The following is a 24,000-nucleotide window of genomic DNA, read 5'->3' as shown; positions in this document are numbered from 1 at the left end:
GGGGCGGGGCGCGGGGCGTCCTGGGGGCTCCTCGGTGGCTGGGTCGGTGTCGGGACTCCCCCGCACCCTCCGGGGGCGGGGCCCGGCGCGGTGGCCGGGACCACGGCGCCGGGTTCCCCCTGGCAGGTGGCCTCAGTCGTGTGCCAGCTTCGGCCACAACGTCGTCCACGGTTCGTTCCGCCCGGTGGCCAGCCAGACGGGCTGGCCGTCGATCGCGTTGGCCACCGCGAGTCCGGTGTGGACCTTTCCGATCGGCCGCAGGTGGGCGAAATGTCCGAGGAGGAGCCGCGGATCTTCGCCGACGAACAGCACGTTCGTCGCGTTTTCCGGCGGCACCACCAGCGTCGTGTAACCGCGGTCGGGGCTCGCGGGCGCGGGGAGTCCGAGGTCGCGCCCGAACCGGTCGAGCGCGCTCGCGCCCCAGTAGCTCTCGGCGATTACTGCGGTGTCGGAGCGTTCCGATCCGGGCAACGCCGCGTACACGTCGGCGACCGAGCGAGCCGTTTCGGGCCAGCCGATCTCCTGGGTGGCGAATACCGGCCTCGGCAGCGACGGATGCTTCGCCAGCCACGACTGCGGCCACACGGGGAGCGATATCGGGACGACGACGAGCGCGGCGACCAGGTACACCGGCCAGGTGGCGATCCAGCGCCACCACCGCGAGGCTTGCCCGCGCTCGATCTCCACCGCCGCGACCGCCCAGCACGGTGCGAACATGCCCGCGACGTAGTAGTTCCGGCCGTTCACGGCAAAGAAGACGACCGCGAGGCCGAGTGCCGTCCAGGCGAGGAACCGGTACGGCCGCAGCTCCGGCGAGCGCAGGAGCCGCCACAGGCCGTAGCACAGCAGCGCCGCGCCGATCGGGATTCCCGCGATGAGCAGCACGGACGGCAGGAACACCACCCGGCCGCCCCAGGTGTGCTCGACCTCGTGGGAGATCGCCGCGCCCATGCCCAGCTGCGGCCAGCCGTGTGTGCCCTGCCAGATCAACGTCGGCACCAGCGCGAGCGCGGCGATTCCCGCGCCCGCCCACAGTTTCGGGCGGCGGAGCAGCTCACGCGGGCCGAACACGAGCAGCGCGATCCCCGCGACGATCCAGAAGCCGCCGATCAGGAACTTCGTGTACAGCGCGATGGCCGTGACCACTCCGGCCCATACGAGCAGCCCGTCCCGCCGGGTCCGGATCCAGCGGACCAGCAGCCACAGCAATACCGTCCACAGGAACGGGTCGATCGTGGACGTCGCGAGGTAGTGCCCGGTCGCGACGAACTGGGTCGCCACCGCGAACGTCGCCGCGGCGATCGCCTGCGCCTTGCCCTGGCCACCCAGCTCACGGGCGATCAGAGCGGTGAAGACGACACCGGCCGCCATCGCCAGGATCGCCGGAATCCGCAGTACGAAAGGGGATCCGGGGCCGATCGCGTCCATCGCCCTCGCCAGCAGCGGCAGGAGCGGCGGCTGGTCGACATACCCCCAGGCCAGATGCCGACCGGCCGCCAGGAAGTAGAGCTCGTCGCCGAAGTAGCCGTACCGGCCCGCGGTCAGCGCGAGCACGGCGGCGAGCAATGCGGCGATGGTGAGCACCGGCTTCGCGGCGAACCGCGCGACCGCGCGCGGCTCCGTGAGCGTGGTCGTTTTCTCCTGCGTCGCGGTCATTTTCACTCCCACCGGAAGGAACGGGCGGCGATCACGGAGCAGACGACGGCGAAGACGGCCATCGCGATGAGCTGAGTCAGGCCGGGCGCGTTCCCCGCCCAGGTCTCCCGCAGCGAGTTCAGCGTCGCGCCGAGCGGCAGGACGTCGGCGGCGTGCTGCAGGAACGACGGCAGCTGTTCCTTCGGCACCCAGACGCCGCCGAGCGCCAGCATCGGGAAGAACGCCGCGGCGCCGATCCCGCTCGCGGCCCGCCCTGTCGGCGCCAGCGCGGCGATCACCAGGCCGACGGAGAACAGCGCGACCGTGCCGAGTACGAGGGACAGCGCGAAGCCCGCCGGGTTCGCCGGGAGGTCCATGCCGAGCGCGAGCCTGCCCACGCCGGTGATGATCAGGACCACGATCACCGCGGCCGCCAGGTTCACCAGCAGCTGCGCGGTGAGCAGCCTGGTCGGCGGCACCGGGCTCGCCGAAAGCCTTTTCAGCACCCCCTTTTCGCGGTAGGTGGCGATCGCGGCCGGGAACAGCGTGAGCGCGAGCATCGCGAGCAGGATCGTCACCGACATCGGCGCGATCAGCGTCGACAGCGGCGCGTGCCCGCCGAACTTCGGATCGGGGTTCCTGGTGTCCGGCATCAGCCCGAACACCAGCAGCAGCGCGACCGGGATGCCGAGCACGGTGATCGGCGCGCCGGGATCGCGCAGGAAGAGCTTCGCCTCGACGGCGGTCATCTTGGTCAGTGCGGCCATTTCCTTGTCCTGTCCAGCCCTTGTCCTAGTCCAGTTTCCGGCCGGTCAGCGCGACGAACGCGTCGTCGAGATTGGCCTGGTCGACCCGCAGGTCCCCGGCGATCACCTGGGCGCGGGCGAGATGGGCGGTCACCGCGTGCAGCACGTTGCCGCGCCCGGTGACGACGAGCTGTCCGCCGTGTTCGTCGACCCGCCGCACCTCGGGCAGCGTCTCGAGCTCGCGCGGGTCGATCGGCCGCGACGGGCGGAACCGGATGCGCTGTTCGTCGTTCACCCCGGCGACGAGCCCGGCCGGGGTGTCGATGGCGACCACGCGGCCGCCGTCGATCACGGCGAGCCGGTCGCAGAGCCGCTCGGCCTCCTCCATGAAGTGGGTGACCAGCAGGATCGTCACGCCCTGGTCGCGCACCGCCTCGATGAGATCCCAGGTGTCGCGGCGGGACTGCGGGTCGAGCCCGGTGGTGAGCTCGTCGAGGACGGCGACCTCCGGGCTCCCGATGAGCGCGAGCGCGATGGACAGCCGTTGTTTCTGCCCACCGGAAAGCTGCTTGTACGCGGTGTCTCGCTTGTCGGTGAGGCCGAGTGTCGCGAGCAGCTTCTCCGGATCCGCGGGCGTGCGGTAGAACGAGGCGTACAGGTCCAGTGCCTCGCCGACGCGGAGCTTGTCCGGCAGCCGGCTTTCCTGCAATTGGACGCCGACGCGCTGGCGTACCTCGTCCTTGTCGCGCCGCGGGTCGAGCCCGAGTACCGACAGTGTGCCGCCGTCGGGCACGCGCAGGCCTTCGAGGCATTCGACCGTGGTTGTCTTACCCGCGCCGTTGGGCCCGAGGATGCCGAAGATCTCGCCGCGTTCGACGTCGAACGAGACGTCGTGCACGGCGACCTTGTCCCCATAGCGTTTGCGTAGTCCGTGTACTTCAATGACCGGCATCCGGCCGTCCCCTCTCGTCGGGCTTCTCGTCGTGTTCGAGAATCCCGCGCGGACGGGGCCCGGCGGATCGTCGGAGCGGCCAGAACCGGAATCCACCGGCAGGTCGCCGGGATCAACCGATCGGTGGATGGGACGTCCCCTAGGGGTGCCGCTTCCAGGTCAGCCTGATGTCCTTTGTGGACAGCCAGGCTGCCAGGTCGTAGCCGTGCGTGGCGAGGCCCTCGACGGCGGCGTAGGTGGTTTCGAGCGCGTATTCGGCGTCCTGGACGGAAAGCAGTTCCTGCGCGACGGCCGCCACCAGCTCGTCGGTGTCGATGACCTGTACCGAGACCTTGTCCTTGAGCACCAGGTCGAGGTAGAGGTCGGTGGTCGTCCAGCGGCTGCCGTCCCGGTCGACGCGGACGACGTCGGCGTAGAAATCCTGGTCGCGCTCGTGGCCGGGGTTGTACCAGAAGTCGGTCAGGCGCAGCCCGAGCCCGGGCAGCAGCCACGATTCGAGGTAGCGGAACTGGGGCCTGCCAGGGGCAGGGCGGGCCAGGTACAGGCCGAACGGCTCCTCGCGGTACTCCTCGACCTCGCGGGTGATGCCCTTCGGGTCGGTGTTGGTCCTGGCGGCGACGTCGAAGATTTCGCGCTTCGGCGGGTGCAGGTCGGTCATCGCCCCATCCTGCCCGGCCGGGCGGCGGACCGGGCGGAAAACCGCCGAACGCCGGTACGGTGCCGCCGCGGGCGCTAGGGTGCCGCGAAGCATCGTCACGAATCTGGGGGAGCGGGAGTTGTTCGGGATCATCAGGCCCTGCCGTCATCGGCTGACCGGCCGGTTGCACGCGGACTGGCTGGCGCATCTGTGCGGGCTCTGCCTCGCGCTGCGCGACGAGCACGGACAGTTCGCCAGGGTGGTGACCAACTACGACGGGCTGATCGTCTCGGTGCTGGTGGAGGCGCAGTCTCCCCGGAGCGGACGGCGCGACGCGGGGCCGTGTGCGTTGCGCGCGATGCGGCCCGCTTCCGTCGCCGAGGGCGGTGGCGCGCAGCTCGCCGCGGCGGTGTCGCTCGTGCTCGCGTCAGCGAAGGTCGGTGATCACGTGGCCGACCGGGACGGTGCCTTCCGGCGGCGTCCGGTCGCCGCCGCCGCGCGCCGGGTCGCGGCTCGCTGGGCTGATCAGGGCGGCCGGACCGGGGCACGGCTCGGCTTCGACACCGCGGTGCTCACCGAGGCGGTCGGCCGGCAGGCCGAGCTCGAAGGCGCCGTCCGGCTCGGCGACTCGGCCCTGCTCGCCACCGAACCGGCCGAACTGGCGACGGCGGCGGCGTTCGCGCAGACCGCGGTGCTGGCCGGACGTCCCGGCAACAAGGCGCCGCTCGCCGAGGCGGGCCGGTTGTTCGGCCGCGTGGCGCACCTGCTCGACGCCGTCGAAGACCTGGCGGAGGATGCGGCCGCCGGGGCGTGGAATCCCTTGCTGGCGACCGGAACCGACCTCGCCGAAGCCCACCGGTTGTGCGCGGACGCCGTGCTGGGCGTCGAACTCGCCCTGCGCGAGGCGGAGTTCACCGACTCGGCGCTGGTGCACGTCCTGCTCGTGCACGAGCTGCGGCAGGCTGTCCGCCGTGCCTTCGGGCATCACCACCTGCAGGGCCATCAGCAGCCGCCGCCGGGGTGGATCGGGCCGGGGCCGCGACCGCAGCAGCATCCGCATCAACCGGGGCAGCCGGGGTTCGGCCCGCCGCCCGGCTACGGGCCACCGCCGTTCCAGCAGGGGACGCCGCCGCCCGGGTACGGGCCGCCCGGCGCATCCGGCCCCGGTGGGCCCGGAGGTCCGGGTGGTCCGGGTGGCCCTGGTGGTCCGCCGCCCGAGCCGCCGAAGGACCCTGGGCCGAAGGACGGCCAGGGCGGCGGCTGCTGGGTGCCGAAGTTCGCCGTCCCGCCTCGCGAACGGAACTTCTTCGCGGGCTGCGGGGTCGCGACGTACATGTGCTGCACCTGCCAGTTCTGCTGCCGTGATCCCTATCCCGGCCCGTGGAGCGGCAAGCCCGTCGGCACGTCGTGCGACGGCTGTGGCTGTGACAGTTCCTGTTGCGAGTGCTGTTCCTGCTGCGACTGCGGCTGCTGAAAGGAACCTCGATGACCGAGCCGATGGACGAACTGCACCGTCGCGGGCGGGCGAACTTCGCCGAACTGGTCGAAGGCGGCGAGCAGCGGCTGGACGCGTTGTTCGCGACCGTCCCGGCGCTCGGCGAACTGGCGGTCGGCACGGTGTACGGCCACCTGCACGAGCGGCCGGGCCTGGACGCCAGGACGCGCGAAGCCGCGACGCTCTCCGCGATCGTGGCGGCGGGAATGGTCGGCCCGCCGCTGAGCGTGCACCTGAAGACCGGACTGGCATCCGGACTCTCGCCTGCCGAGCTGTGCGAGGTGGTCGTCCAGGCCGCCGCCTTCGCCGGCTTCCCGCGCGCGGTTTCGGCCGCCGACCAGCTCAATCGCCTCTTCGACGAAGCGGGCCTGCCCTCGCCGCCGCCGCCCTCCCCGCGCGAGGTCGTCCTCGCGTTCTGCGCGCGGGTGCGGGCGGGGGAGCGGGACGCGGTCGCACCCGAGGTGCTGGCGGTGCTGGCCGCCTGCGGCCGGACGGAGGTGCGCGCGACCGGTCCGGACCGCGTCGTGGTCGAGTGCTACGGCGACGCGCCCGTCCCGGCCGCGCTGCTGTTCTTCACCGTCTCCGGCACGGCCGTCACCGACGTCACCGCCTACCGCCCCGGCTGAGTTCCGGCGGCCGGATGTGCTGAAGGACGCCTTCGGAGCGCTCGATGCACTAAAGGCGTCCTTCAGCACCGCCAACGCACTGAAAGCGTCCTTCAGCACGCTGGCCCGGCGCGTCGGCCGGGCGGCTTCACGCAGGTCGGCGCCGCTCGGTTGGGAAACTGTCGGTGGTGGCGCCTACCCTGGTTCTCGTGGCTTTCGCAACCGAACATCCCGTACTCGCCCAGTCCGACTTCCGCCCGGTGACCGACATCCCGCGCACCGGCGGCCGGTTCGAGGTGGTCAGCGAGTACCAGCCCGCCGGTGACCAGCCGGCGGCCATCGACGAGCTCGAACGCCGGGTCAAGGCGGGCGAGAAGGACGTCGTGCTGCTGGGTGCCACCGGTACCGGCAAGTCGGCGACCACGGCGTGGCTGATCGAGCGCGTCCAGCGGCCCACGCTGGTGATGGCGCCGAACAAGACGCTCGCCGCCCAGCTGGCCAACGAGCTGCGCGAGCTGTTCCCGCACAACGCGGTCGAGTACTTCGTCAGCTACTACGACTACTACCAGCCCGAGGCGTACATCGCGCAGACGGACACCTACATCGAGAAGGACTCCTCGATCAACGACGACGTCGAGCGGCTGCGCCACTCGGCGACGATGAACCTGCTGTCCCGGCGGGACGTGATCGTGGTGGCCAGTGTGTCCTGCATCTACGGCCTCGGCACGCCGCAGTCCTATTTGGACCGATCGACGAAGCTGAAGGTCGGCGAGCAGCTCGACCGGGACGTCTTCCTGCGCGCGCTGGTCGACGTGCAGTACACGCGCAACGACATCGCGTTCGCCCGCGGCACGTTCCGCGCCCGTGGCGACACGGTCGAGATCATCCCGGCGTACGAGGAGCTGGCCATCCGGGTCGAGTTCTTCGGTGACGAGATCGAGAAGCTGTACTACCTGCACCCGCTGACCGGGGACATCGTCAAAGAGGTCGACGAGGTGCGCATCTTCCCGGCCACGCACTACGTCGCCGGGCCGGAGCGGATGGAGAAGGCGATCCGCGGGATCGAGGCCGAGCTGGAGGAGCGGCTGGCCGACCTGGAGAAGCAGGGCAAGCTGCTGGAGGCGCAGCGGCTGCGGATGCGCACGGCCTACGACATCGAGATGATGCGCCAGGTCGGCTTCTGTTCCGGGATCGAGAACTACTCGCGGCACATCGACGGCCGCGAGGCCGGGTCCGCGCCCGCGACGCTGATCGACTACTTCCCGGACGACTTCCTCCTGGTCATCGACGAGTCGCACCAGACGGTGCCGCAGATCGGCGGCATGTTCGAGGGCGACATGTCCCGCAAGCGGAACCTGGTGGAGTACGGCTTCCGGCTGCCGAGCGCGGTCGACAACCGCCCGCTGACCTGGGAGGAGTTCACCGACCGGATCGGCCAGACCGTCTACCTGTCGGCGACGCCGGGGCCGTACGAGATGGGCCAGGCAGGCGGCGAGTTCGTCGAGCAGGTCATCCGGCCGACGGGCCTGGTCGACCCGAAGGTGGTCGTCAAACCCACCGAAGGGCAGATCGACGACCTGGTGCACGAGATCCGCGAGCGCGCGGAGAAGGACGAGCGCGTCCTGGTCACGACGCTGACCAAGAAGATGGCCGAGGACCTCACCGACTACCTGCTCGAACTGGGCATCCGGGTGCGGTACCTGCACTCCGAGGTGGACACGCTGCGCCGCGTCGAGCTGCTGCGGCAGCTGCGCGCGGGCGACTTCGACGTGCTGGTCGGCATCAACCTGCTCCGGGAGGGCCTCGACCTGCCCGAGGTGTCGCTGGTGGCGATCCTCGACGCGGACAAGGAAGGCTTCCTGCGCAGCGGGACCTCGCTGATCCAGACCATCGGCCGCGCGGCGCGGAACGTGTCCGGCGAAGTGCACATGTACGCGGACAAGATCACCGATTCGATGCGGCACGCGATCGAGGAAACCGACCGGCGCCGCGCGAAGCAGGTCGCGTACAACGAGGAGCGCGGCGTCGATCCGCAGCCACTGCGGAAGAAGATCGCCGACATCCTCGACCGGGTCTACAGCGAGGCCGAGGACACCGAGTCGGTGGCCGTCGGCGGCTCGGGCCGCAACGTCTCGCGGGGCAAGAAGCCCGAACAGGGGGACAAGGTCCGCAGCTCCGGGATGCTCGTGGACAAGGACGTCTCGGCCATGCCGCGGGCCCAGCTCGCCGACCTCATCCAGCAGATGACCGACCAGATGATGCAGGCCGCGCGCGATCTGCAGTTCGAGCTGGCCGCCCGGCTGCGAGACGAGATCTCCGACCTGAAGAAGGAGCTGCGCGGCATGGACGCGGCCGGAATCAAATGATGGTGCATTTACACCATAGCCGGGTACCATTACACCATGCCGATGAACATCAAGGATCCGGACGCGGAGCGACTTGCCGAGGAGGTGGCAGCGATGACTGGTGGTAGCAAGACGGCGGCGGTGCGCGACGGTTTACGGCTGCTGCGTGATCGGCTGGTCGCGGAACGGGACGGCGCGCGCAACGGCGAGGAGTTCGTGCGTTTCCTCCGGGAGGAGATCTGGCCGCAGGTCAGCCCGGAGAACCGGGGCGTGCCGGTGACGAAGGCGGAGCGCGAGGAGATCCTCGGGTACGGGCCGGGTGGCGTGTGATCCTGGACAGCTCCGCGATCATCGCCGCGATTCTCGGAGAACCCCGGGCCGAGCGGATCGGCGCGGCCATCGGTGCCGCCCCGGTGTGCCGGATCGGTTCGCCGACCCTGGTCGAGACGACGATCGTGCTCGTGCACAAGGAAGGCAACCGAGGCAAGGCGCTGCTCGCGGATTTCCTGCAGCAGCGGAACTTCGATGTGTTGTCCTTCGGAGACGCGCACTGGAGGGCCGCGCAGGTCGCGTACCTCCGGTACGGCAAGGGACGACACCCCGCCGGGTTGAACTTCGGTGACTGCCTGACCTATGCCGCCGCGTTCGTCGCGGGGGAGCCGTTGCTGTGTATCGGGGACGATTTCCCGCAGACCGATCTGGAGTTGGTGAAGCTCGGCGAGCAGTAGTCCGGCCTCACAGCCGCGGCCGCGTGGTCATGATCGGATCGGCGTCGAAGTCCGGGAAGCCCGCCGGGGCGGACCTCGCCGTCAGCGCCGAAGAAGCCGGTGGCAGTCCGGCCCAGCGGCGGATCGTCGCGGTTGCCGCCGAAGCGTCGTCCGCCGGCAGTTGCGCGATCCTCGCGCCGTGGTTGCCGCCCGCAACGAAGTACCGGTACGAGTCGCGTGAACCGGGCCCGAGCCGGAAGGGCTCGGCACCCCATGGGTCGTTCGAGCCGTAGACGAACAGCAGTCGGCGGCCCTGCGAGCGCACCCAGAAGTCGATGTCCGGCATGGCGAAGTGGTCGAACGGAGGACGTTCGATCGACTTCGGCACGAAGGTCTCCGGGACGTCGGCGCCCGGGTAGCGCAACAGATCCCGCAGATAACCGTCGTACGCCTCGGGTGAGCCCAGCTGGACCGCCGCCTGGTAGTAGTACGGGATGTACGGTGCCAGCTCCTGGTCCGCGTAGGTGGTGAAGCTTTCCACCTTCTCGAACCAGGCGTAGACGTCGGCCGCGGGAGCGCCCGCCTTCGGCACCGTCGCGCAGTCCGCCTGCTTCTGGTACTGCCAGAAGGCGAAGTACGAGTCGATGACCGCGACCTCCAGCGACTTGTCCAGTGAGCCCACGATCGAAAAGGTGTACCCCTTCTTCGCCGCGTCGGCCCCGGCGAGCGCGCCGAACTCGTCGCGTCGTTTCAGCGCGTCTCGCTGGATTGCCTTGAGCGCCGCACGGCAGCCCGGATCGTTGCCCACCCGGGAAAGGAACCGGTTGTAGCTGTCGATCTCGTTGATGACGTCGTTGGGTGCGACGTAGGGGATCGTGCCGTCGACGTCGTCCGGGAAGAACCGGCGGAAGTAGGTCGCCGTCATCCCGCCCTTGCTGCCACCGGTGGCCAGCCATTTCCCGGGGTAGATGGCCTTGAACGCCTGCACCGCGCGATGCTCGTCGACCGCGGCCTGCCAGATCGTCAGCTGCTCGGCCCAGTTCTCCGGCCGCGGCCGCGACGGGGTGAAATACCGGTACTCCATCGACAGCTGGTTACCGTTGACGAGCTGGGTCGGTTCGGACCGGTTCGGCGTGGTCGACACGTTGTACCCGCTGGTGTAGGCGACGGTCGGCGCCGCGAAATCCCGGTGCAGCAAGGTGAACCGCTGCTCGAACGTCCCCGCCCGCGGATCGCGGTGGTCGGCGGGCTGGGTGAAGGTCAACCGGAAGAAGCGGTAACCCGCCGGAGCGGGATCCTCGCCGACGACCGTGAGACCGGGAATGTGCCGCAGCGCGTCGCCGATGTCCCCGCCGCCGGGTGTGGCCGCCCGCGCGGACGGGGCAAAGCCCGACACGGTCAGGATGGTGACCAGAACCGCCGACCAGACAGCGAGCAGCCCGCGCATCCGCGCCTCCGAGTTCGGGATTTCCCCAGCCGTGGGATCCTCACAGAAACCGCATGGGGGCGACAAGCGCTGACCGGTGGAAGAACCGGCCGGTCACCGACTTTCGGCTGGCTCGTCACCGCCGGGGTGGCATCTCCGGTGGTGCCCGGACGCGGGCACGGTGCGAGTTGTTCCCGCCGTACCGCGATGACTAGGTTGCGAGAACGCCGAATCGCCGGAAGCACTGGGGAGAGCCATGAAGTACTCGGACTGTCCGTCGGCCGAGGTCGAAATCCGGATCGCCGCGTCGCCGGAGCACGTGTGGTCGTGGCTGATCGACGTCGACCTGCCGTCCCGGTTCTCGGCCGAGTTCAAGGGCGGCTACTGGCTCGACGACGCCGGACCCGGGCTCGGTGCCCGGTTCCGCGGCCGCAACTCCCACCCGTACGCGGGGGAGTGGGAGACCACCTCGACGGTGGTGGGCTTCGAGCCCGGCAGGCTGTTCGCGTGGGCGGTAGAGGACGTGGACAATCCGGCCGGGACCTGGCGGTTCGAGCTGATCCCGGACGGGGACGGGACCCTCCTGCGGCAGCGCGGGCAGATGGGCCCCGGCCCCTCCAACCTCACCGACATCATCGCGAAGATGCCCGAACGCGAGGAGCAGCTCGTGGCCATGCGGATCGAGGAGTTCCGCACGAACATGCGAGCCACCGTCGAGGGCATCAAGGCACTCGCCGAAGCGGGCCCCCGCGAGGAAAACGTCGGCGCGGCGGGCTGACCCGGCGGTCAGTCGACCAGGCGGACGCGGACCGTGGGACTGTAGGTCTTCTTCTTGGTCCAGCCCGTTTCCGCGCCGAGGCTCAGCAGGATCGAGCGATCCGCGGGAGCCCAGTAGCCGGTGCGGATGAAGTACGCGTCCATCTCGGTCAGCCGGGTGCCGGACTGGCGGGTGATGGTTTCCCAGCCCCAGTAGCGTCCGCTGGCCTCGACGCCGTTGCGGCGGACGAACAACTTGGGGCTGCCGAGTTGACGGAGATGTTCGCCGCCCTCGGCGATGTAGAGCACACCGTCGATCTTGTAGGCGCGGTCGCCGTTCAGCAGGCTCACCTCACCAGAGGCGACGAAGCTGATCCGGCTGCCGTCGGGTGCGGGCAGCGTCCAATCGAGGACGAATTCCTGGAGTGGAACTTCCACAGACTGGGTCATGGCGACATCCTTGCGTTCTCGGTGCCCTCGCCGCGTCGTCCTTCATGAAGATAGAGAGTTCCCGCCGGATGAGCCATGGCCGGAGCGGTTTTCACCCGAAGAGGGCCACGGCGGAAGAAATAGTAATCAGCGAATGGATTCCACGGCTCGCCCGCTCGGTTGGGTGAATATCGCCACGAGCGGTGAAAACCGGTGTCCCCCAAGGACTCTGGTTCGTCTCCCTGGGGGACACCGGTGTTTGCGACGGCCCGTTCCCGGCTCACCGAATGTCAGCTGGTGATGTCCTTTGTGGCGAAGCGGCGACCGGCCAGCAACAGGAACACGGTGCCGTAGACGGCCGCCGAGAACAGCCCGGAGGCGATGTTCGTCCAGTCGATATCGGTGGATATCAGGTCGATCCAGGAGAAGGAGTAGTGCGTCGGCAGGTAGTTCCGCAGCCCGGCCAGCGCGGTGATCTGGTCCAGTATCTGGGACAGGATGGCCACCAGCACCGCGCCGCCGACCGCGCCGAGCGGCGCGTCGGTGGACACGGACAGCAGCAGCGCGAGCCCGGCCACCCACGCCAACTGCACGATGATGTACACAGTGGACAGTCCGATGGCGACAAGGCTCTTGCCGAACGGCACCGCGTCGCCGGTCGGGCTGATCGCGTCGCCCGCCCCGTACCAGAGCAGCCCCACCACAAGGGATACCAGTGGCAGCAGCACGAGCGCGGCCACCGACAGGATCCCCGACACGATCGCCTTCTGCCGCAGCACCCGGTGCCGGGGTACCGGGATCGCCAGCAGGTACTTCAGGCTCGACCACGACGATTCGCTCGCGATGGTGTCGCCGAAGAACAACGCCACGATCATCGGCAGCAGGAACGTACCGGAGACGAACAGCGCCAGCACCACGAAGTTCGGCGCGCTCGCGGTCGCCAGGTCCACGAACCCGCCGCTGCGCCGGTTCGGGCTGGACTGGCCCAGCTCGAACGCCAGCACCAGGATGAACGGCAGCACCGCGACGAACCCGAGCAGCAGCTGGGTGCGGCGGCGCCTGAGCTGCCGTTTCAGTTCCACACCCAGCCGCAGCGTGCGGTCGGCCCGGTACCCGGCGACGGCGCCGTCCGGCCCCACCTCCGCAGGCTCGTGTGAGGCGACGTCGGTCAGTTCGGTCAGCGCGGCCGGATCGGTGTGCACCCCACCGTGCATCCCGTCGGTCCCTTGGTTACTCACGATTCCTCCGTGACCAGCTGCAGGAAAGCGTCTTCCAACCGTCGCCGCGGTCCGGCCTGCTCCACCGCGACACCCGCGCGGACGAGCAGCGCCACCGCTTCGGCGCGCGGCACACCGTCGAGGTTCGCGTGCACGAGGTCGCCTTCGACGGCGACACCGGTGACCCCGCCGACGGCTCGCAGCGCCTCGGCGGCCGTCCGCGGGTTGTCCACCCGGAACGTCGCTTCCCCACTGGACGCCGCCAGTTCGCCGACCTCGCCCGAGGCGACCAGCTTGCCGCGGTGCATGACCACCACGTGCGTGCAGGTCTGCTCGACCTCGGCCAGCAGGTGGCTCGACACCACCACGGTGCGCCCGGTCGCCGCGTACCGGCGCAGTACCTCGCGCATCTGGTGGATCTGCGGCGGGTCGAGCCCGTTGGTCGGTTCGTCGAGCACCATCAGCTCCGGCAGGCCGAGCATCGCCTGCGCGATCGCGAGCCGCTGCCGCATGCCCTGGCTGTAGGTCTTCACCCGGCGGTGCACCGCGTCGCCGAGCCCCGCGATCTCCAGCGCCTCGGCGAAATGCGCTTTCTCGGCGGGGCGTCCCGTGCTCGCCCAGTACAGTTCGAGGTTCGCCTTGCCGGACAGGTGCGGCAGGAACCCCGAACCCTCCACAAAGGACCCGATACGGGAGAGCACCGGCGCGCCGGGCGTGATGCGGTGGCCGAAGACCCTGATGCTGCCCTCGGTCGGGGTGATCAGGCCCATCAGCATGCGCAGGGTCGTCGTCTTCCCGGCGCCGTTCGGCCCGAGCAGGCCGAGCACCTGGCCCGGCTCGACCCGGAACGACAGGCCGTCGACGGCGACGAACCCGCCGGAGTACCGCTTGCGCAGTCCCTCGATGACCAGCGGCGTCCGCTCCAGCTCCGGGTCGACGTCATGGGCCCGGCGGCGCCGGATCGCGGCGAACACCACCACCACGATCCCGATCGCGAGCGTGCCGCCGATGCCGATCAGCTGCCACGCGGGCACCCCTGCGCCGACGGCCGTGCCCTGCACGACCGGGACGCCGAGCGCGGTGTTGTCGGCCAGGGCGATCCGGAACGCCGCCGGTGTGGCAGGCACCGAGTACGCCTGATCGGTCGTGCCGACCACGAGGCGTAGCGAATGACCGGCTTCGACGGGGCGCACGATGCCCGGCAGCGTCACGGTGACGTCCACCGGGCTGCCGTCCGCGGGTAGTCCGGTGACCCGGAACGGCGCGACCGCGTTCGCCGGGAGCGCTCGCGTGCCGTCTTGGCCGACGTCGTAGAGCTTGGCGAACAGCACCGCCTCGGGCACCGGGTGCGCGGGGTCGGCCGAAATCCGCAGCCGCACCGTCGAGGACCCGGCCACGACGACCTGGCTGTCCATCGGCGGGGTACCGAACTGCGCGGACTGGCCGGGCGGGTCGATCCCGAAGAACGCGCTCAGCCGCGAGCTTCCGCTCGCCAGGCCGTTGAGCCCGGGAATCCCGCTCACCGCCGAAGGAACGGCTCCGGCGGGCCGGACCACCGGCTGGGCCTGGCCCCGCAGCGCGAACAGCCGCCGTTCGGCGGGCGGGGTCGTCAGGCCGGGGTAGGCCGGTGCCTGCACGGTGCGCACCGACGGCGTTCCGTTGGCCCGCAACGTGCCCTGGACGTCGTAGCTGAACTCGCTCGCCGGGGCCGGGCCCTCGCCGGTGAGCGCGTTCTTGAGGAACCCGGCGATCTTGCCACGCAGCTGCGGGCCCGGGGAGCCGCCGTCGTGTCCGCCGGTGTACCAGATCGTGGTGACCTTGCCGCCCGCCGCGGTGATCTGCCGGGCGGTCGCGTCGGACTGGTCGAGGCCGAAGAGCGTGTCGTTCTCGCCCTGCACGAGCAGTGCCGGCACGGTGATCCGGTTCGTCACCGACGCGGGGGAGACGCGCCGCAGCAGGTCGACCGTCTTCGCGCTGGCCTTCCCGGTGGTGGCCAGCTCGGTGTAGGCCTCGCACACCGGCGCGGTGAACCGGCCGCAGAGCCCGGCGGGCGCGGGCTGCGCGGCACCCGGGCCGGGCTGGCCAGTGCCCGGCTGCGCCGGTGCCGAACCGCCGCCCGTGCCCCCGGTGCCGCCGGCCTGCTGACCGGCGTCCCGGGTCTGCTGACCGGGTTCGGGCGCTTCGATGGCGGGACCGGCGCCCGAGGCCGACTGGCCCGATCCGGCGGAGAAGAGGTTGCCCGCCCAGGATTTCTTGAAGACCCCGTCCGCGGCGAACGCGCCCGCCGCGGGGGTGCCGGCGGCCGGTGCCTTCGCGGCGGCGGCGTTCGGGAGCAGCCCCTGCGCGAGGTCGTTGTAGGTGATCACCGGGGCGACGGCGTCGACGCGTTTGTCGGTGCCGGCGAGCAGCAGGGCCAGCGCCCCGCCGTAGGACCCGCCCGTCACCGCGACCTTCGGGTCGCCGTTCGCGTCGGTGACGACCTCGTGGGCCGCGACGAGGTGGTCGATCAGCCCGCTCGCGTCGGCGACCTCGCCGTCGGGGTCGTTGAGGCCGATCTTCCCGGTGCTGCGCCCGAATCCGCGGGCCGACCAGGTCAGCACGACGAAGCCGTTCCCAGCCAGTTCACGGGCCTGGTCGGCGACGCTGTTCTTGCTGCCGCCGAAGCCGTGCGCGAGCAGGACGGCGGGCGCGGGGGTTCGCTCGGGGTAATAGGTGGTGGTGTCGATGGCGACCTTGTCGGCCGAGCCGGGCGCGGCGGGAAGGTCGAGGACGGCGTCCTGGGTGCGCACCGGAGGTGGCGCGGAGGAGCGGGTCGACCAGACGACGACAGCGGCGGCGAGGACCACCACGACCGCGGCGAGCGCGAAGAGCCGGGCACCGCGGGTACGCGGGATCGGGAGTCGGGGCACGAGGTCACCGTATGTGAAGTTTCCTGAGAACACGGGCTCGGCCTCACGCGGATCAGACACCGATGGGTGCACGTGACGCTGTTAACACGACCAAGACGGTGACACGGGCAACCTTGACTGGCGTTCGCCGTCAGTAACGGTCAAACTAGACACGCTGTGAGGGGAGTATTCCTCCGCGGCGGTGTCGTCAGCACGGTGGCCAGCGCCCCCGGCACCGTCGGCCGGTGTCCGCACCGGCGGAAGAGACCTCCGGTTAGTTGCTGCTGCGCACTATCCGGAGGTTTCGTCGATGTTCGTCCCCTTGTGGCTGTGGATCGCCACGGTCGGTGGCCTGCTGGCGCTCATCGCGCTCGACCTGGTCATCGTCGACCGCAAGCCGCATGAGGTCACCACGGGCGAAGCCGCGCGGTGGGTCATCTTCTACATCTCGTGCGCGGTGCTCTTCGGCATCGGCGTCTTCCTCTTCGCCGGGCACGATCCCGGCGTCGAGTTCTTCACCGGGTACATCACCGAGTACTCGCTCAGCGTGGACAACCTGTTCATCTTCATGATCATCATGACGTCGTTCAAGGTGCCCGCCATCCACCAGCACCGGGTGCTGCTCGTCGGCATCCTCCTCGCGCTGGCCATGCGCAGCGTGTTCATCGCCGTCGGCGCCGCGCTGATCGCCCAGTTCGTGTGGGTGTTCTTCCTCTTCGGCGCCGTGCTCATCTGGACGGCGGTCAGCATGCTGCGCAACAAGGGGGAGGAAGAGGAGTACCACGAGAACGCCGTCACCCGCTGGGTGCGGAAGGTCTACCCGGTCACCGACGACTACCACGGGCACAAGTCCTTCGTGAAGGTCGGCGGCAAGCGGATGATCACCCCGATGTTCGTCGTGATCGTCGCGATCGGCAGCGCGGACCTGCTCTTCGCGGTCGACTCGATCCCGGCGATCTTCGGCATCACCCAGGAGGCGTTCCTCGTCTTCACCGCCAACGCGTTCGCGCTGATGGGGTTGCGGCAGCTGTACTTCCTGCTCGGCGGGCTGGTGACGAAGCTGGTCTACCTCTCCTACGGCCTCGCGGTGATCCTCGGCTTCATCGGCCTCAAGCTGGTTCTGCATGCCCTGCACGAGTACCACGTCGTCCCGGACTGGGCGGACATCAACAACTGGGTCTCGCTCGGCGTCATCGTGGTCGTGCTGACCACCACCACGGTGGCCAGCCTGGTGAAAGCCAAGCGCGACGAACGTGCCGGGCTCACGACGAAGAGCGGTAGTTCGGCAAGCTAACGATCCGGTACCGTCGGCGGAATGCGCCCTGCCGACATCGAAGCCCTGGTGGTCCCCGGTCATCCCGCTCTGCACGGCGATCTGCTGCTCGTCGGGGTGGGCGGGCCGGACCTGAAGTCCAACACCGAGCGGCGGTCCCTCCGGCAGGTCGCGCTCGAGGGTGGCGAGCGCGCCTGGACCCATGGGCCGCGGGACGCGTCACCGGTGATCTCGCCGGACGGGCGGTGGGTGGCGTTCCTGCGAGCCGGGTCCGGCCGCGGCGCCGAAGGCGGTCCGCAACTGCACGTCATGCCCGCCGGGGGCGGGGACGCGAAGCGGCTCACCGCGCTCCCGCTCGGCGTGTCCGCGCCGGCGTGGTCCCCGGATTCGAGCCGGATCGCCTTCGTGGCGCGGATTCCCGAACCGGGCCGCTACGGCGTCCCTGACGAAAACGGCGAGGTGCTCGAACCCGACGCCGAGGCGCCGCGCCGGATCACGCGCATGGACTACCACATCGACGACATCGGCTTCCTGCGCGACCGGCCGCAGCGGCTGTTCGCGCTCGACGTGGCCGCGGCGCTGGACGCCGACGAGCCGGGCGAGCCGGAGCCGCTGACCGACGGCGCGGTCGACGTCGAGCATCCCGTGTGGACACCCGACGGAGCACGGATCGTGTTCACCGCCCCGGTCGCCTGGGGCCGGGTGGAGACCGAGGAACGCGACCTGTACGTCGTCGGCCACGAGGGTGGCGAGCCGGAACTTTTCGTGCGTGGCGAGGGATATCTCGAACATCCGGTGTTCGGTACCGACGGCACGCTGTTCTTCTATGGACAGTCCTTTGTGGATGGAAACTGGGAGGTCTGCAACACCGGCCTCTACGCGGCCGGTCCGTTCGACGGGGCAGGGCCGTGGCAGGCGCGCAGGCTCACCGAGATCGAGTCGGTGGACTGCGACGCTTCGGCGGGTGCTCCGGTGCCGCGTGGCGAGGACGTCCTCGTCGCGGTGCGGAACCGCGGTGCGGTGGAACTGCGTACGGTGCCCGTGACGGCGGAAACCGCGTCGCTGACCGATCTTCCCGTGGTGTTCGCCGGGCAGGCCGTGGTCCGCGGGTTCGCCGCCGACGGGCCGAACGTGGTCGCGGTGGTCGCCACTCCGGTCAGCTCCGGCGACGTCGTCCTGCTCGCCGTGGGTGGGCCGCGGGTGCTCACCGACTACTCGAAGCCGTTGCGGGACAAAGGATTGTGCGAGGTCGTCGAGCTGAACACGACCGCGCCCGACGGGTATCCCGTACACGGCTGGCTGGTGCTGCCCGAGGGCGAGGGGCCGCATCCGGTGTTGCGCGTGGTGCACGGCGGGCCGTTCGCCCAGCAGGACTGGGCGGTGTTCGACGAGGCGCAGGTGTACGCGTCGGCGGGCTACGCCGTCGTCCTCGGCAATCCGCGCGGCTCGGCGGGATACGGGGAAAGCTATGGACGGGCCGTCGTTCGCGGCCTCGGCACGGTCGACGCCGACGACGTGCTCGCACTGCTCGACGTCGCGCTCGAACGGCCCGACCTCGACGCCGCGCGGGTCGGGATCATGGGCGGCTCCTACGGCGGGTTCATGACCGGCTGGCTCGCGGCGCACCACGGCGAGCGGTTCCAGGCGGCGTGGAGCGAGCGCGCGGTGAACGACTGGGTGTCGATGGTCGGCAGTTCGGACATCGGCTACACGTTCGTGGATCTGTACGTCGGCAAGGATCCGGAGGTGCAGCGCGACCGCAGTCCGCTGACCCACGCCGAGAAGATCGACATCCCGTTCGCGGTGGTGCATTCGGAGCAGGACTGGCGGTGCCCGATCGAGCAGGGGCAGCGGATGTTCGTGGCACTGCGGCGGCACGGCACCGAGACGGAGTTCCTGCTCTTCCCCGGCGAAGGCCACGAGCTGACTCGCTCGGGCAAGCCCCGCCACCGGGTCCAGCGCTTCGACGCCGTCCTCGACTGGTGGTCACGTCACCTGTAGGAACACGCGAGATCTCCGGCTGATCACATGAGATCTCCGGCTGATCACGACAGCAGCGTGTAGTTCAGCTCCTCGCAGACGCGGCCGAGGGGGACGTCGAGGCCGGGGTGGTCGAGCGGCAGCAGGACGTCGGGCGCGATCGGGAGGGCGGCGCCGGCGGGCGGGTCCCACAGGCACAGCGCGGGGCCGCCGGAGTCCATCGACGAGCGGTACCAGAGCCCGTCGAGATCGCCGAAGGCGGCGCGGATCGCGCGTGCCCATGCCTGGGTGAGCTTCTTCGGCCCGCTCGAGATCTCCTGGGACGCGCCGACGCGGGTGGGCCAGAGGCCGGTGAGGTCCAGCAGGTGGAGGGTGCGGGTGGGACGGACGACGACCAGGCGCGGACCGCGGGTCTTGCGGTCGACGGTGGAGCTGGTCTGGAAGACCTCGGCGACGCTGGTGCGTACGGTAAGCCCGAAATAGAGCACGCCGTTGGCCGCGTCGGTGACCGGGCGGCCGCCCCGGCCGGGCGACTGCTGGTCGAACCGGCCGTGCGGGAGCGGGCCGGTGTAGCGGAACGAATTCCACTGTTGCGGATGGTTGCCGTGCGCGGTGAAGATCCTGACCAGCCTGGTGTCGGGCTGGACCGGCACCACGTCTTTGGTGCGGTTCAGCTCCTTGACCAGGACAGACCGTGCGGGCGGCAGGGGGAGCCGGGCCATACGTCGGGAGTTGTCCGTCCTTGTCGGAGAGATCGTTACTTGCGAACGTATCAGCCTAGAACGGCGAGCCTAACGTGGCGATCAGCCGGGCGACGTGTTCCGGGTCACCCCCGGAGAGCAACCACTGACGGGGAGTCGCGGGGTGGTCGTTGATGACGAGGTCGGGCTGGGGGGTGCTCATGAAGGCGGCGACGACCAGGGCGGGCTGGTCCTCGGGCAGCGCGCGCAGCACCACCTCCAGGCCGGGAAGCACGCCCGAGCCCGCGAACTGCCAGGACGGCAGCCGCCAGCCCTGGTCCTTCCAGCCGGTGAGCCTGCCTTCCTTGAGGCGGTGGCGGATGCGGCTGTCGTCGACACCGAGGATCCGGGCGGCTTCGACCACGCTGAGCGCTGATTCGGCGAGGACGGCGTGCGCGGCCACGGTGCGGGCCCGGAAGTCGGGTTCGCCCTCGGCGCGGGGGGTCAGGTCGAGGCCGACATCGGTGAGCGCGGCCCGTTGGTCGGGGGAGAAGTAGTGCGAAGGATCCGGGTTGGGTGGGGACAGTCTGCGAGCGGCGTCCTCGACCATCGTCAGGAACTCGGTGGCGTCGACTTTGAGGCCCGCCTTGGCGAGGACGTTCTCCAGCGCTACAGACATGCGCCTAGACTAACCCGGATGTGCGGGTTCGTGCGGTATCTCGCCCAATTTGTGGGTCAATTCACCAAAGATCGACACAGACCGCACATTACTCAACACGAACGGTAGGCGACTGACGGAAAGTCTGCCTCGATCGGACGAGCTTGTCCAGGCTTGTATTCGCTTGACACCCCGACGTGTGGCCTTTACGTTCCGGTGAAATCGATTTCCTGCCTTCGTGCTTCACTGGCCCCGGTGGCCACGGCCGCCGGACCTGGGGGACACAGGGGGTGGGGCGTGCCTGGGGGCCGGCAATCTCGCCGGCCCCCGGGCACGTTCGTGGAGAGAGCGCTTTCTCGCCCGCGCGGGGGATCAGCGCCGCGAGCTGCGCCGCTCGATGAGCCGGGCTTCCAGCGTCACGGTGGCGGGCTCGCGGGTGCTGTCACCGATCCGGGCCAGCAGCAGGTCCGCCGCGACGCGGCCGACGTCGTAGGCGGGCTGGGCGACGACGGTCAGCGGTGGGTCGATCAGCGTCGTCCACGGTGCGTCGTCGAACGACACGATCCCGACGTCGCGCCCCGGCCGCAGTCCGCGCCCGGCCAGCGCTTCCAGCACGCCGATGGTCATCGTGCTGTTCGCGACCAGCAACGCGTCCGGCGGCGCCGGTTCGTCGAGCAGTTCCAGCGCGGCGAGGCGCGCGCCCTCGGCCCGGTACTCCGACCGGCGGAACATCGCGGAGGGGCCGCCGACGACGTCGACGTACCCGGCGAGCCGGTCGTCCGCGGTGCGGACCCCGGCGGGACCGGTGAGACAGCCGACGCGCCGGTAACCGTTGCCGAGCAGATGACCGGTGGCCTCGCTCGCGGCGTGGCGGGTGTCGACGAGCACCTGGTCGCCGACGATCCCGGCGAGCGGGCGGTCCACCGCGACGACGGGCGTGCCCTGCCGCCGCAGCCGGTCGACGTTGGTCGCGAGGCCGGTCGGGGACAGCACCACGCCCGCGACCCGTTCCTGCAGCGCGACGTCGATGTAGCGGCGCTCCTTGTCGGCGTTTTCGTCGGCGTTGCACAGCACCACCGAATAGCCGGAGGTCTGGGCGAGGTCCTCCACGCCCCGCGCGATCGCGGTGAAGAACGGGTTCTCGACGTCGGAGATGATGAGGGCGAGGACGGCGGTCTCCTGGCGGCGCAGGTTCCTGGCGAGCCCGTTGGGGTGATAGCCGAGTTCGGCCGCGGCCTGCTGGACCCTGGCGGCGAGCAGCGGGTCCACAGTGGACTTGCCGTTGAGCGCCCTGGACACCGTCGCGGTCGACACCCCGGCCCTGGACGCGACGTCGGTGATGGTGGCCATCGCGACCTCCCTGCACTGATGGCGATACCAGACACCTTCGCACACGGACCACGGCGTCACCGCCGTCGTTAACCCCTCGCTAACCGTCGGACACTCCGTGACCGATACGCGCCCGAAAGGGTGAATGTGGGAGTTCTTGGGTCGAGTGGCTAACGCGCCGTCCACACCGGACGAGAAGTAGGCATCGTACTCGTCGGGAGTGCGCTCGAACGAGGGATGACCTCTCCATGCGCGTTCGCACCGTGGTCTCACCGCCACCGTCGTCGCCGGGATCGCCGGGGACACCGCCGGCTTCGGGCGGGACGGGCCGGGACAGACCGATCGGCAACGTGGTGGTCGTCCTCGGCGTCGCGGCGGTGGCGATCGCGCTGGCGTGGTACGTGATGCCCAAGACGGCGTCGCGGCCGTCGGCGCCGCCCCCGGAGCAAGCACGCGCCGCGCCGGTCGTGGCGGCGAAGCCGGTCAGCCACGCCGTGGTCTACGAACTGACCGGCGAGCACGGGGCGCGCAACCTCACCTACGTCGGCGCGGGCACCGACCTCGTCCAGTCCGCCGAGGTCACCACACCGTGGTCGATGTCCTTCACCAGGACAGGGCCCGCCGACCGGACCGGGTTCTCCAGCGTGTCGGCACAGAATGCCGGCCCTGGCACGTTGCGTTGCCGGATTCTCGTCGACGGCGTCGTCGTGGCGGAAAAGACCGTCACCGGTGAAGACCGCCAACTGACCTGTACCGCTTAGCCGATCGCCGGGCGTGATCGCGGAAGCGCCCGATAATGAGCGCTGTGATCACGTTCGGACCGGCGCTGGTGGTGGTGCTGGCGGTACTCGCGGGTGCCGGGGCGCTCGTGGTGCGGTACGGCGGGCTGGGCCGGGGGCGGGCCGTGGTCGTCGCCGCGGTGCGCGCCGTCGTCCAGCTCGCCCTCGTTTCGCTGGTGATCACGGCGATCCTGCGCTCCGGCTGGCTGACCGGCCTGTTCGTGCTGCTGATGTTCGGCATCGCGGCGGTCACCTCGGCACGCCGGATCGGCGGGTCGAGGGCCGGGAGAGTACTGCCGTGGGTGGCGGTCGCGATCGCCGCCGGGGTCGCCCCGGTGCTGGGGCTCGTGCTCGCGGCCGGGGTGGTGCCGTTCCGGCCGATCGCGGTCGTGCCGATCGCCGGGATCGTGATCGGCGGGGCGATGACCGCGACGTCGCAGGCGTCGCGACGGGCGCTGGACGAACTCCAGGCGCGGCACGGTGAGTACGAAGCGGCACTCGCGCTCGGCTTCACCCCGCGTCCCGCCGCGCTGGAGATCTGCCGCCCGTCGGCGGGTCAGGCGCTCATCCCGGCGCTCGACCAGACCCGGACCGTCGGGCTCGTGACGTTGCCCGGCGCGTATGTCGGCGTCCTGCTGGGCGGCGCGTCCCCGGTGCAGGCGGGGATGACCCAGGTCCTGGTGCTCATCGGCCTGGTCGCCGCCGAAGCCGTCTCGGTGCTCGTCGCGGTCGAACTCGTCGCCGTGGGATACGTTTCCCGTCCTTAACCGAGGTGCGTGACGTCGTTGAAGCCGCGCACGATCCACGTGTCGCCCAGGACGACCAGCCGGGAAATGGAGCCGTTGTCGGCGCCGAGGAACGCGAACCGCTCGCCGGCACCGGCGGCCTGCGCGAACACCTCGCCGATGACTCCGCCGTGGGTGAACACCGCGACGCGCTGATCCGGGTGCGCGGCGGCGAGCCTGCCGATCGCGGCCCGGACCCTGGCGCCGAAAGCCTCGTCGGCTTCGGCGCCGGGGATGACGTCCCAGCGCTGTTCGTTCCAGAGCCGCTCGGCGATCGGATGTCCCTCGGACGTGTTCTTGCGGAACAGCCCGCCCTCCCACTCACCGAGGTTGATCTCCCGCAGGCCCGGTTCGACTCGCGGGGTGAGGCCGAGCTTCGCGGCGAGCGGCGCGGCGGTTTCCGCGGTCCGCCGCAGCGGCGTCACGTAGAGCGCGTCGATCCGCTCGTCCGCCAGCCGTTCGCCGACACGTTCGGCGTGCTCCCTGCCCTCGGGCGCGAGGGCGGGATCGGCCTGGCCGTCGAGCATCGGCGGCGGCGAGCTCACCCGCACCGGCGCCGATTCGCCGTGCCGCACCAGGAAGATGTCGGCCGCGCCGGGCGGCGGGGTGAAACGGTGCTGGCGGTATTCGATCTCCTGCTCGGGCGTACTCATACGGCCGAACATAACAGTGCCGAAG

At 70.3% G+C, this 24,000-nt stretch carries 22 protein-coding genes; 10 read left to right on the top strand and 12 right to left on the bottom strand.

All coding sequences use genetic code 11. The annotated features are described in order from the left end of the window. Nucleotides 1–132 precede the first annotated feature (132 nt). The 4 genes from ACFWY9_RS11725 to ACFWY9_RS11710 form a co-directional block, all read right to left on the bottom strand. A complete protein-coding gene (locus ACFWY9_RS11725) occupies nt 133–1,656 on the bottom strand; it encodes an ArnT family glycosyltransferase (RefSeq protein WP_378327097.1) in 1,524 nt (507 codons plus the stop codon). 2 nt (nt 1,657–1,658) lie between these two features. Beyond that, nucleotides 1,659–2,402 carry an ABC transporter permease gene (locus ACFWY9_RS11720; protein ID WP_378327096.1) on the bottom strand — a complete coding sequence of 248 codons (744 nt, stop codon included), beginning with the start codon at nt 2,400–2,402 and terminating at the stop codon, nt 1,659–1,661. Nucleotides 2,403–2,427: 25 nt separating this feature from the next. After that, nucleotides 2,428–3,333, bottom strand: a complete 906-nt coding sequence (locus tag ACFWY9_RS11715) for an ABC transporter ATP-binding protein (RefSeq protein ID WP_378327095.1) — start codon at nt 3,331–3,333, stop codon at nt 2,428–2,430. 139 nt (nt 3,334–3,472) lie between these two features. After that, complete coding sequence (locus ACFWY9_RS11710) at nt 3,473–3,991, bottom strand: DUF402 domain-containing protein (RefSeq protein WP_378327094.1); 519 nt, start codon at nt 3,989–3,991, stop codon at nt 3,473–3,475. Between the two features lie 118 nt (nt 3,992–4,109). Here ACFWY9_RS11710 and ACFWY9_RS11705 point away from each other — a divergent pair, with 118 nt between their 5' ends. From ACFWY9_RS11705 to ACFWY9_RS11685, 5 genes are all read left to right on the top strand, one after another. Beyond that, the gene (locus tag ACFWY9_RS11705; protein ID WP_378327124.1) at nt 4,110–5,444 is read left to right on the top strand and encodes a DUF5685 family protein; all 1,335 of its coding nucleotides are present in this window, start codon (nt 4,110–4,112) and stop codon (nt 5,442–5,444) included. An 11-nt stretch (nt 5,445–5,455) separates the two neighbouring features. Continuing rightward, entirely contained in the window at nt 5,456–6,091 is a 636-nt protein-coding gene (locus ACFWY9_RS11700; protein WP_378327093.1) for a carboxymuconolactone decarboxylase family protein, read from the top strand. Between the two features lie 188 nt (nt 6,092–6,279). Beyond that, a complete protein-coding gene (gene uvrB, locus ACFWY9_RS11695; protein WP_378327092.1) occupies nt 6,280–8,436 on the top strand; it encodes an excinuclease ABC subunit UvrB in 2,157 nt (718 codons plus the stop codon). Nucleotides 8,437–8,472: 36 nt separating this feature from the next. Next, the gene (locus ACFWY9_RS11690; protein ID WP_378327091.1) at nt 8,473–8,745 is read left to right on the top strand and encodes a type II toxin-antitoxin system VapB family antitoxin; all 273 of its coding nucleotides are present in this window, start codon (nt 8,473–8,475) and stop codon (nt 8,743–8,745) included. Then, entirely contained in the window at nt 8,742–9,143 is a 402-nt protein-coding gene (locus ACFWY9_RS11685) for a type II toxin-antitoxin system VapC family toxin (RefSeq protein WP_378327090.1), read from the top strand. Before ACFWY9_RS11690 ends, ACFWY9_RS11685 begins: the two co-directional genes overlap by 4 nt. A gap of 7 nt (nt 9,144–9,150) precedes the next feature. On the opposite strand, the gene ACFWY9_RS11680 is transcribed toward ACFWY9_RS11685, so the two are convergent. Beyond that, nucleotides 9,151–10,569, bottom strand: coding sequence for a S28 family serine protease (locus ACFWY9_RS11680; protein ID WP_378327089.1), 1,419 nt, complete (start codon nt 10,567–10,569; stop codon nt 9,151–9,153). A 235-nt stretch (nt 10,570–10,804) separates the two neighbouring features. On the opposite strand from ACFWY9_RS11680, the gene ACFWY9_RS11675 reads away from it, so the two are divergent. Beyond that, nucleotides 10,805–11,326: an SRPBCC family protein gene (locus tag ACFWY9_RS11675; RefSeq protein ID WP_378327088.1), complete on the top strand. Its 522-nt coding sequence runs from the start codon at nt 10,805–10,807 to the stop codon at nt 11,324–11,326. A gap of 8 nt (nt 11,327–11,334) precedes the next feature. Here the strand turns inward: ACFWY9_RS11675 and ACFWY9_RS11670 are convergent, their stop codons facing one another. The 3 genes from ACFWY9_RS11670 to ACFWY9_RS11660 all read right to left on the bottom strand — a co-directional run bounded on the left by ACFWY9_RS11670 (nt 11,335) and on the right by ACFWY9_RS11660 (nt 15,859). Then, nucleotides 11,335–11,754 (bottom strand): hypothetical protein, encoded by a 420-nt coding sequence (locus ACFWY9_RS11670; RefSeq protein WP_378327087.1) that lies wholly within the window; start codon nt 11,752–11,754, stop codon nt 11,335–11,337. Between the two features lie 269 nt (nt 11,755–12,023). Further along, nucleotides 12,024–12,947: an ABC transporter permease gene (locus ACFWY9_RS11665; protein ID WP_378327123.1), complete on the bottom strand. Its 924-nt coding sequence runs from the start codon at nt 12,945–12,947 to the stop codon at nt 12,024–12,026. A 20-nt stretch (nt 12,948–12,967) separates the two neighbouring features. Continuing rightward, nucleotides 12,968–15,859 carry an alpha/beta fold hydrolase gene (locus ACFWY9_RS11660; protein WP_378327086.1) on the bottom strand — a complete coding sequence of 964 codons (2,892 nt, stop codon included), beginning with the start codon at nt 15,857–15,859 and terminating at the stop codon, nt 12,968–12,970. Nucleotides 15,860–16,148: 289 nt separating this feature from the next. Between ACFWY9_RS11660 and ACFWY9_RS11655 the strand changes: the two genes are divergently transcribed. Together ACFWY9_RS11655 and ACFWY9_RS11650 are read left to right on the top strand one after the other, a co-directional pair. Next, nucleotides 16,149–17,132 carry a TerC family protein gene (locus ACFWY9_RS11655; protein ID WP_378327085.1) on the top strand — a complete coding sequence of 328 codons (984 nt, stop codon included), beginning with the start codon at nt 16,149–16,151 and terminating at the stop codon, nt 17,130–17,132. 21 nt (nt 17,133–17,153) lie between these two features. Next, nucleotides 17,154–19,112: a prolyl oligopeptidase family serine peptidase gene (locus tag ACFWY9_RS11650; protein ID WP_378327084.1), complete on the top strand. Its 1,959-nt coding sequence runs from the start codon at nt 17,154–17,156 to the stop codon at nt 19,110–19,112. A 44-nt stretch (nt 19,113–19,156) separates the two neighbouring features. Here the strand turns inward: ACFWY9_RS11650 and ACFWY9_RS11645 are convergent, their stop codons facing one another. The 3 genes from ACFWY9_RS11645 to ACFWY9_RS11635 form a co-directional block, all read right to left on the bottom strand. Next, nucleotides 19,157–19,813, bottom strand: a complete 657-nt coding sequence (locus tag ACFWY9_RS11645) for an RES family NAD+ phosphorylase (RefSeq protein ID WP_378327083.1) — start codon at nt 19,811–19,813, stop codon at nt 19,157–19,159. 55 nt (nt 19,814–19,868) lie between these two features. After that, nucleotides 19,869–20,450, bottom strand: coding sequence for a DNA-binding protein (locus tag ACFWY9_RS11640; RefSeq protein WP_378327082.1), 582 nt, complete (start codon nt 20,448–20,450; stop codon nt 19,869–19,871). Between the two features lie 351 nt (nt 20,451–20,801). Further along, entirely contained in the window at nt 20,802–21,779 is a 978-nt protein-coding gene (locus ACFWY9_RS11635; RefSeq protein ID WP_378327081.1) for a LacI family DNA-binding transcriptional regulator, read from the bottom strand. A gap of 227 nt (nt 21,780–22,006) precedes the next feature. On the opposite strand from ACFWY9_RS11635, the gene ACFWY9_RS11630 reads away from it, so the two are divergent. Together ACFWY9_RS11630 and ACFWY9_RS11625 are read left to right on the top strand one after the other, a co-directional pair. Then, nucleotides 22,007–22,519 carry an MmpS family transport accessory protein gene (locus tag ACFWY9_RS11630; protein WP_378327080.1) on the top strand — a complete coding sequence of 171 codons (513 nt, stop codon included), beginning with the start codon at nt 22,007–22,009 and terminating at the stop codon, nt 22,517–22,519. A gap of 35 nt (nt 22,520–22,554) precedes the next feature. Next, entirely contained in the window at nt 22,555–23,304 is a 750-nt protein-coding gene (locus ACFWY9_RS11625; protein WP_378327079.1) for an ABC transporter permease, read from the top strand. Here ACFWY9_RS11625 and ACFWY9_RS11620 read toward each other — a convergent pair. Then, entirely contained in the window at nt 23,301–23,975 is a 675-nt protein-coding gene (locus ACFWY9_RS11620) for a histidine phosphatase family protein (protein WP_378327078.1), read from the bottom strand. The two genes, ACFWY9_RS11625 and ACFWY9_RS11620, sit on opposite strands and share 4 nt — an antisense overlap. Nucleotides 23,976–24,000: the final 25 nt, after the last annotated feature.

It is taken from the genome of Amycolatopsis sp. NPDC059027 (genome assembly GCF_042739735.1).
Classification (GTDB): Bacteria; Actinomycetota; Actinomycetes; order Mycobacteriales; family Pseudonocardiaceae; genus Amycolatopsis.
The sequence above is the reverse complement of the archived record's forward strand: the minus strand, read 5'-3'. Positions and strand labels throughout refer to the sequence as shown.

Excerpts from the sequence above, each read along its gene's own strand:
- ACFWY9_RS11680 (WP_378327089.1), bottom strand. The coding sequence starts at position 10,569 with ATGCGCGGGCTGCTCGCTGTCTGGTCGGCGGTTCTGGTCACCATCCTG.
- ACFWY9_RS11620 (WP_378327078.1), bottom strand. The coding sequence starts at position 23,975 with ATGAGTACGCCCGAGCAGGAGATCGAATACCGCCAGCACCGTTTCACC.
- ACFWY9_RS11725 (WP_378327097.1), bottom strand. The coding sequence starts at position 1,656 with ATGACCGCGACGCAGGAGAAAACGACCACGCTCACGGAGCCGCGCGCG.
- ACFWY9_RS11670 (WP_378327087.1), bottom strand. The coding sequence starts at position 11,754 with ATGACCCAGTCTGTGGAAGTTCCACTCCAGGAATTCGTCCTCGATTGG.
- ACFWY9_RS11625 (WP_378327079.1), top strand. The coding sequence starts at position 22,555 with ATGAGCGCTGTGATCACGTTCGGACCGGCGCTGGTGGTGGTGCTGGCG.
- ACFWY9_RS11665 (WP_378327123.1), bottom strand. The coding sequence starts at position 12,947 with ATGCACGGTGGGGTGCACACCGATCCGGCCGCGCTGACCGAACTGACC.
- ACFWY9_RS11630 (WP_378327080.1), top strand. The coding sequence starts at position 22,007 with ATGCGCGTTCGCACCGTGGTCTCACCGCCACCGTCGTCGCCGGGATCG.
- ACFWY9_RS11675 (WP_378327088.1), top strand. The coding sequence starts at position 10,805 with ATGAAGTACTCGGACTGTCCGTCGGCCGAGGTCGAAATCCGGATCGCC.
- ACFWY9_RS11640 (WP_378327082.1), bottom strand. The coding sequence starts at position 20,450 with ATGTCTGTAGCGCTGGAGAACGTCCTCGCCAAGGCGGGCCTCAAAGTC.
- ACFWY9_RS11645 (WP_378327083.1), bottom strand. The coding sequence starts at position 19,813 with ATGGCCCGGCTCCCCCTGCCGCCCGCACGGTCTGTCCTGGTCAAGGAG.
- ACFWY9_RS11635 (WP_378327081.1), bottom strand. The coding sequence starts at position 21,779 with ATGGCCACCATCACCGACGTCGCGTCCAGGGCCGGGGTGTCGACCGCG.
- ACFWY9_RS11700 (WP_378327093.1), top strand. The coding sequence starts at position 5,456 with ATGACCGAGCCGATGGACGAACTGCACCGTCGCGGGCGGGCGAACTTC.
- ACFWY9_RS11650 (WP_378327084.1), top strand. The coding sequence starts at position 17,154 with ATGCGCCCTGCCGACATCGAAGCCCTGGTGGTCCCCGGTCATCCCGCT.
- ACFWY9_RS11720 (WP_378327096.1), bottom strand. The coding sequence starts at position 2,402 with ATGGCCGCACTGACCAAGATGACCGCCGTCGAGGCGAAGCTCTTCCTG.
- ACFWY9_RS11715 (WP_378327095.1), bottom strand. The coding sequence starts at position 3,333 with ATGCCGGTCATTGAAGTACACGGACTACGCAAACGCTATGGGGACAAG.
- ACFWY9_RS11690 (WP_378327091.1), top strand. The coding sequence starts at position 8,473 with ATGCCGATGAACATCAAGGATCCGGACGCGGAGCGACTTGCCGAGGAG.
- ACFWY9_RS11655 (WP_378327085.1), top strand. The coding sequence starts at position 16,149 with ATGTTCGTCCCCTTGTGGCTGTGGATCGCCACGGTCGGTGGCCTGCTG.
- ACFWY9_RS11710 (WP_378327094.1), bottom strand. The coding sequence starts at position 3,991 with ATGACCGACCTGCACCCGCCGAAGCGCGAAATCTTCGACGTCGCCGCC.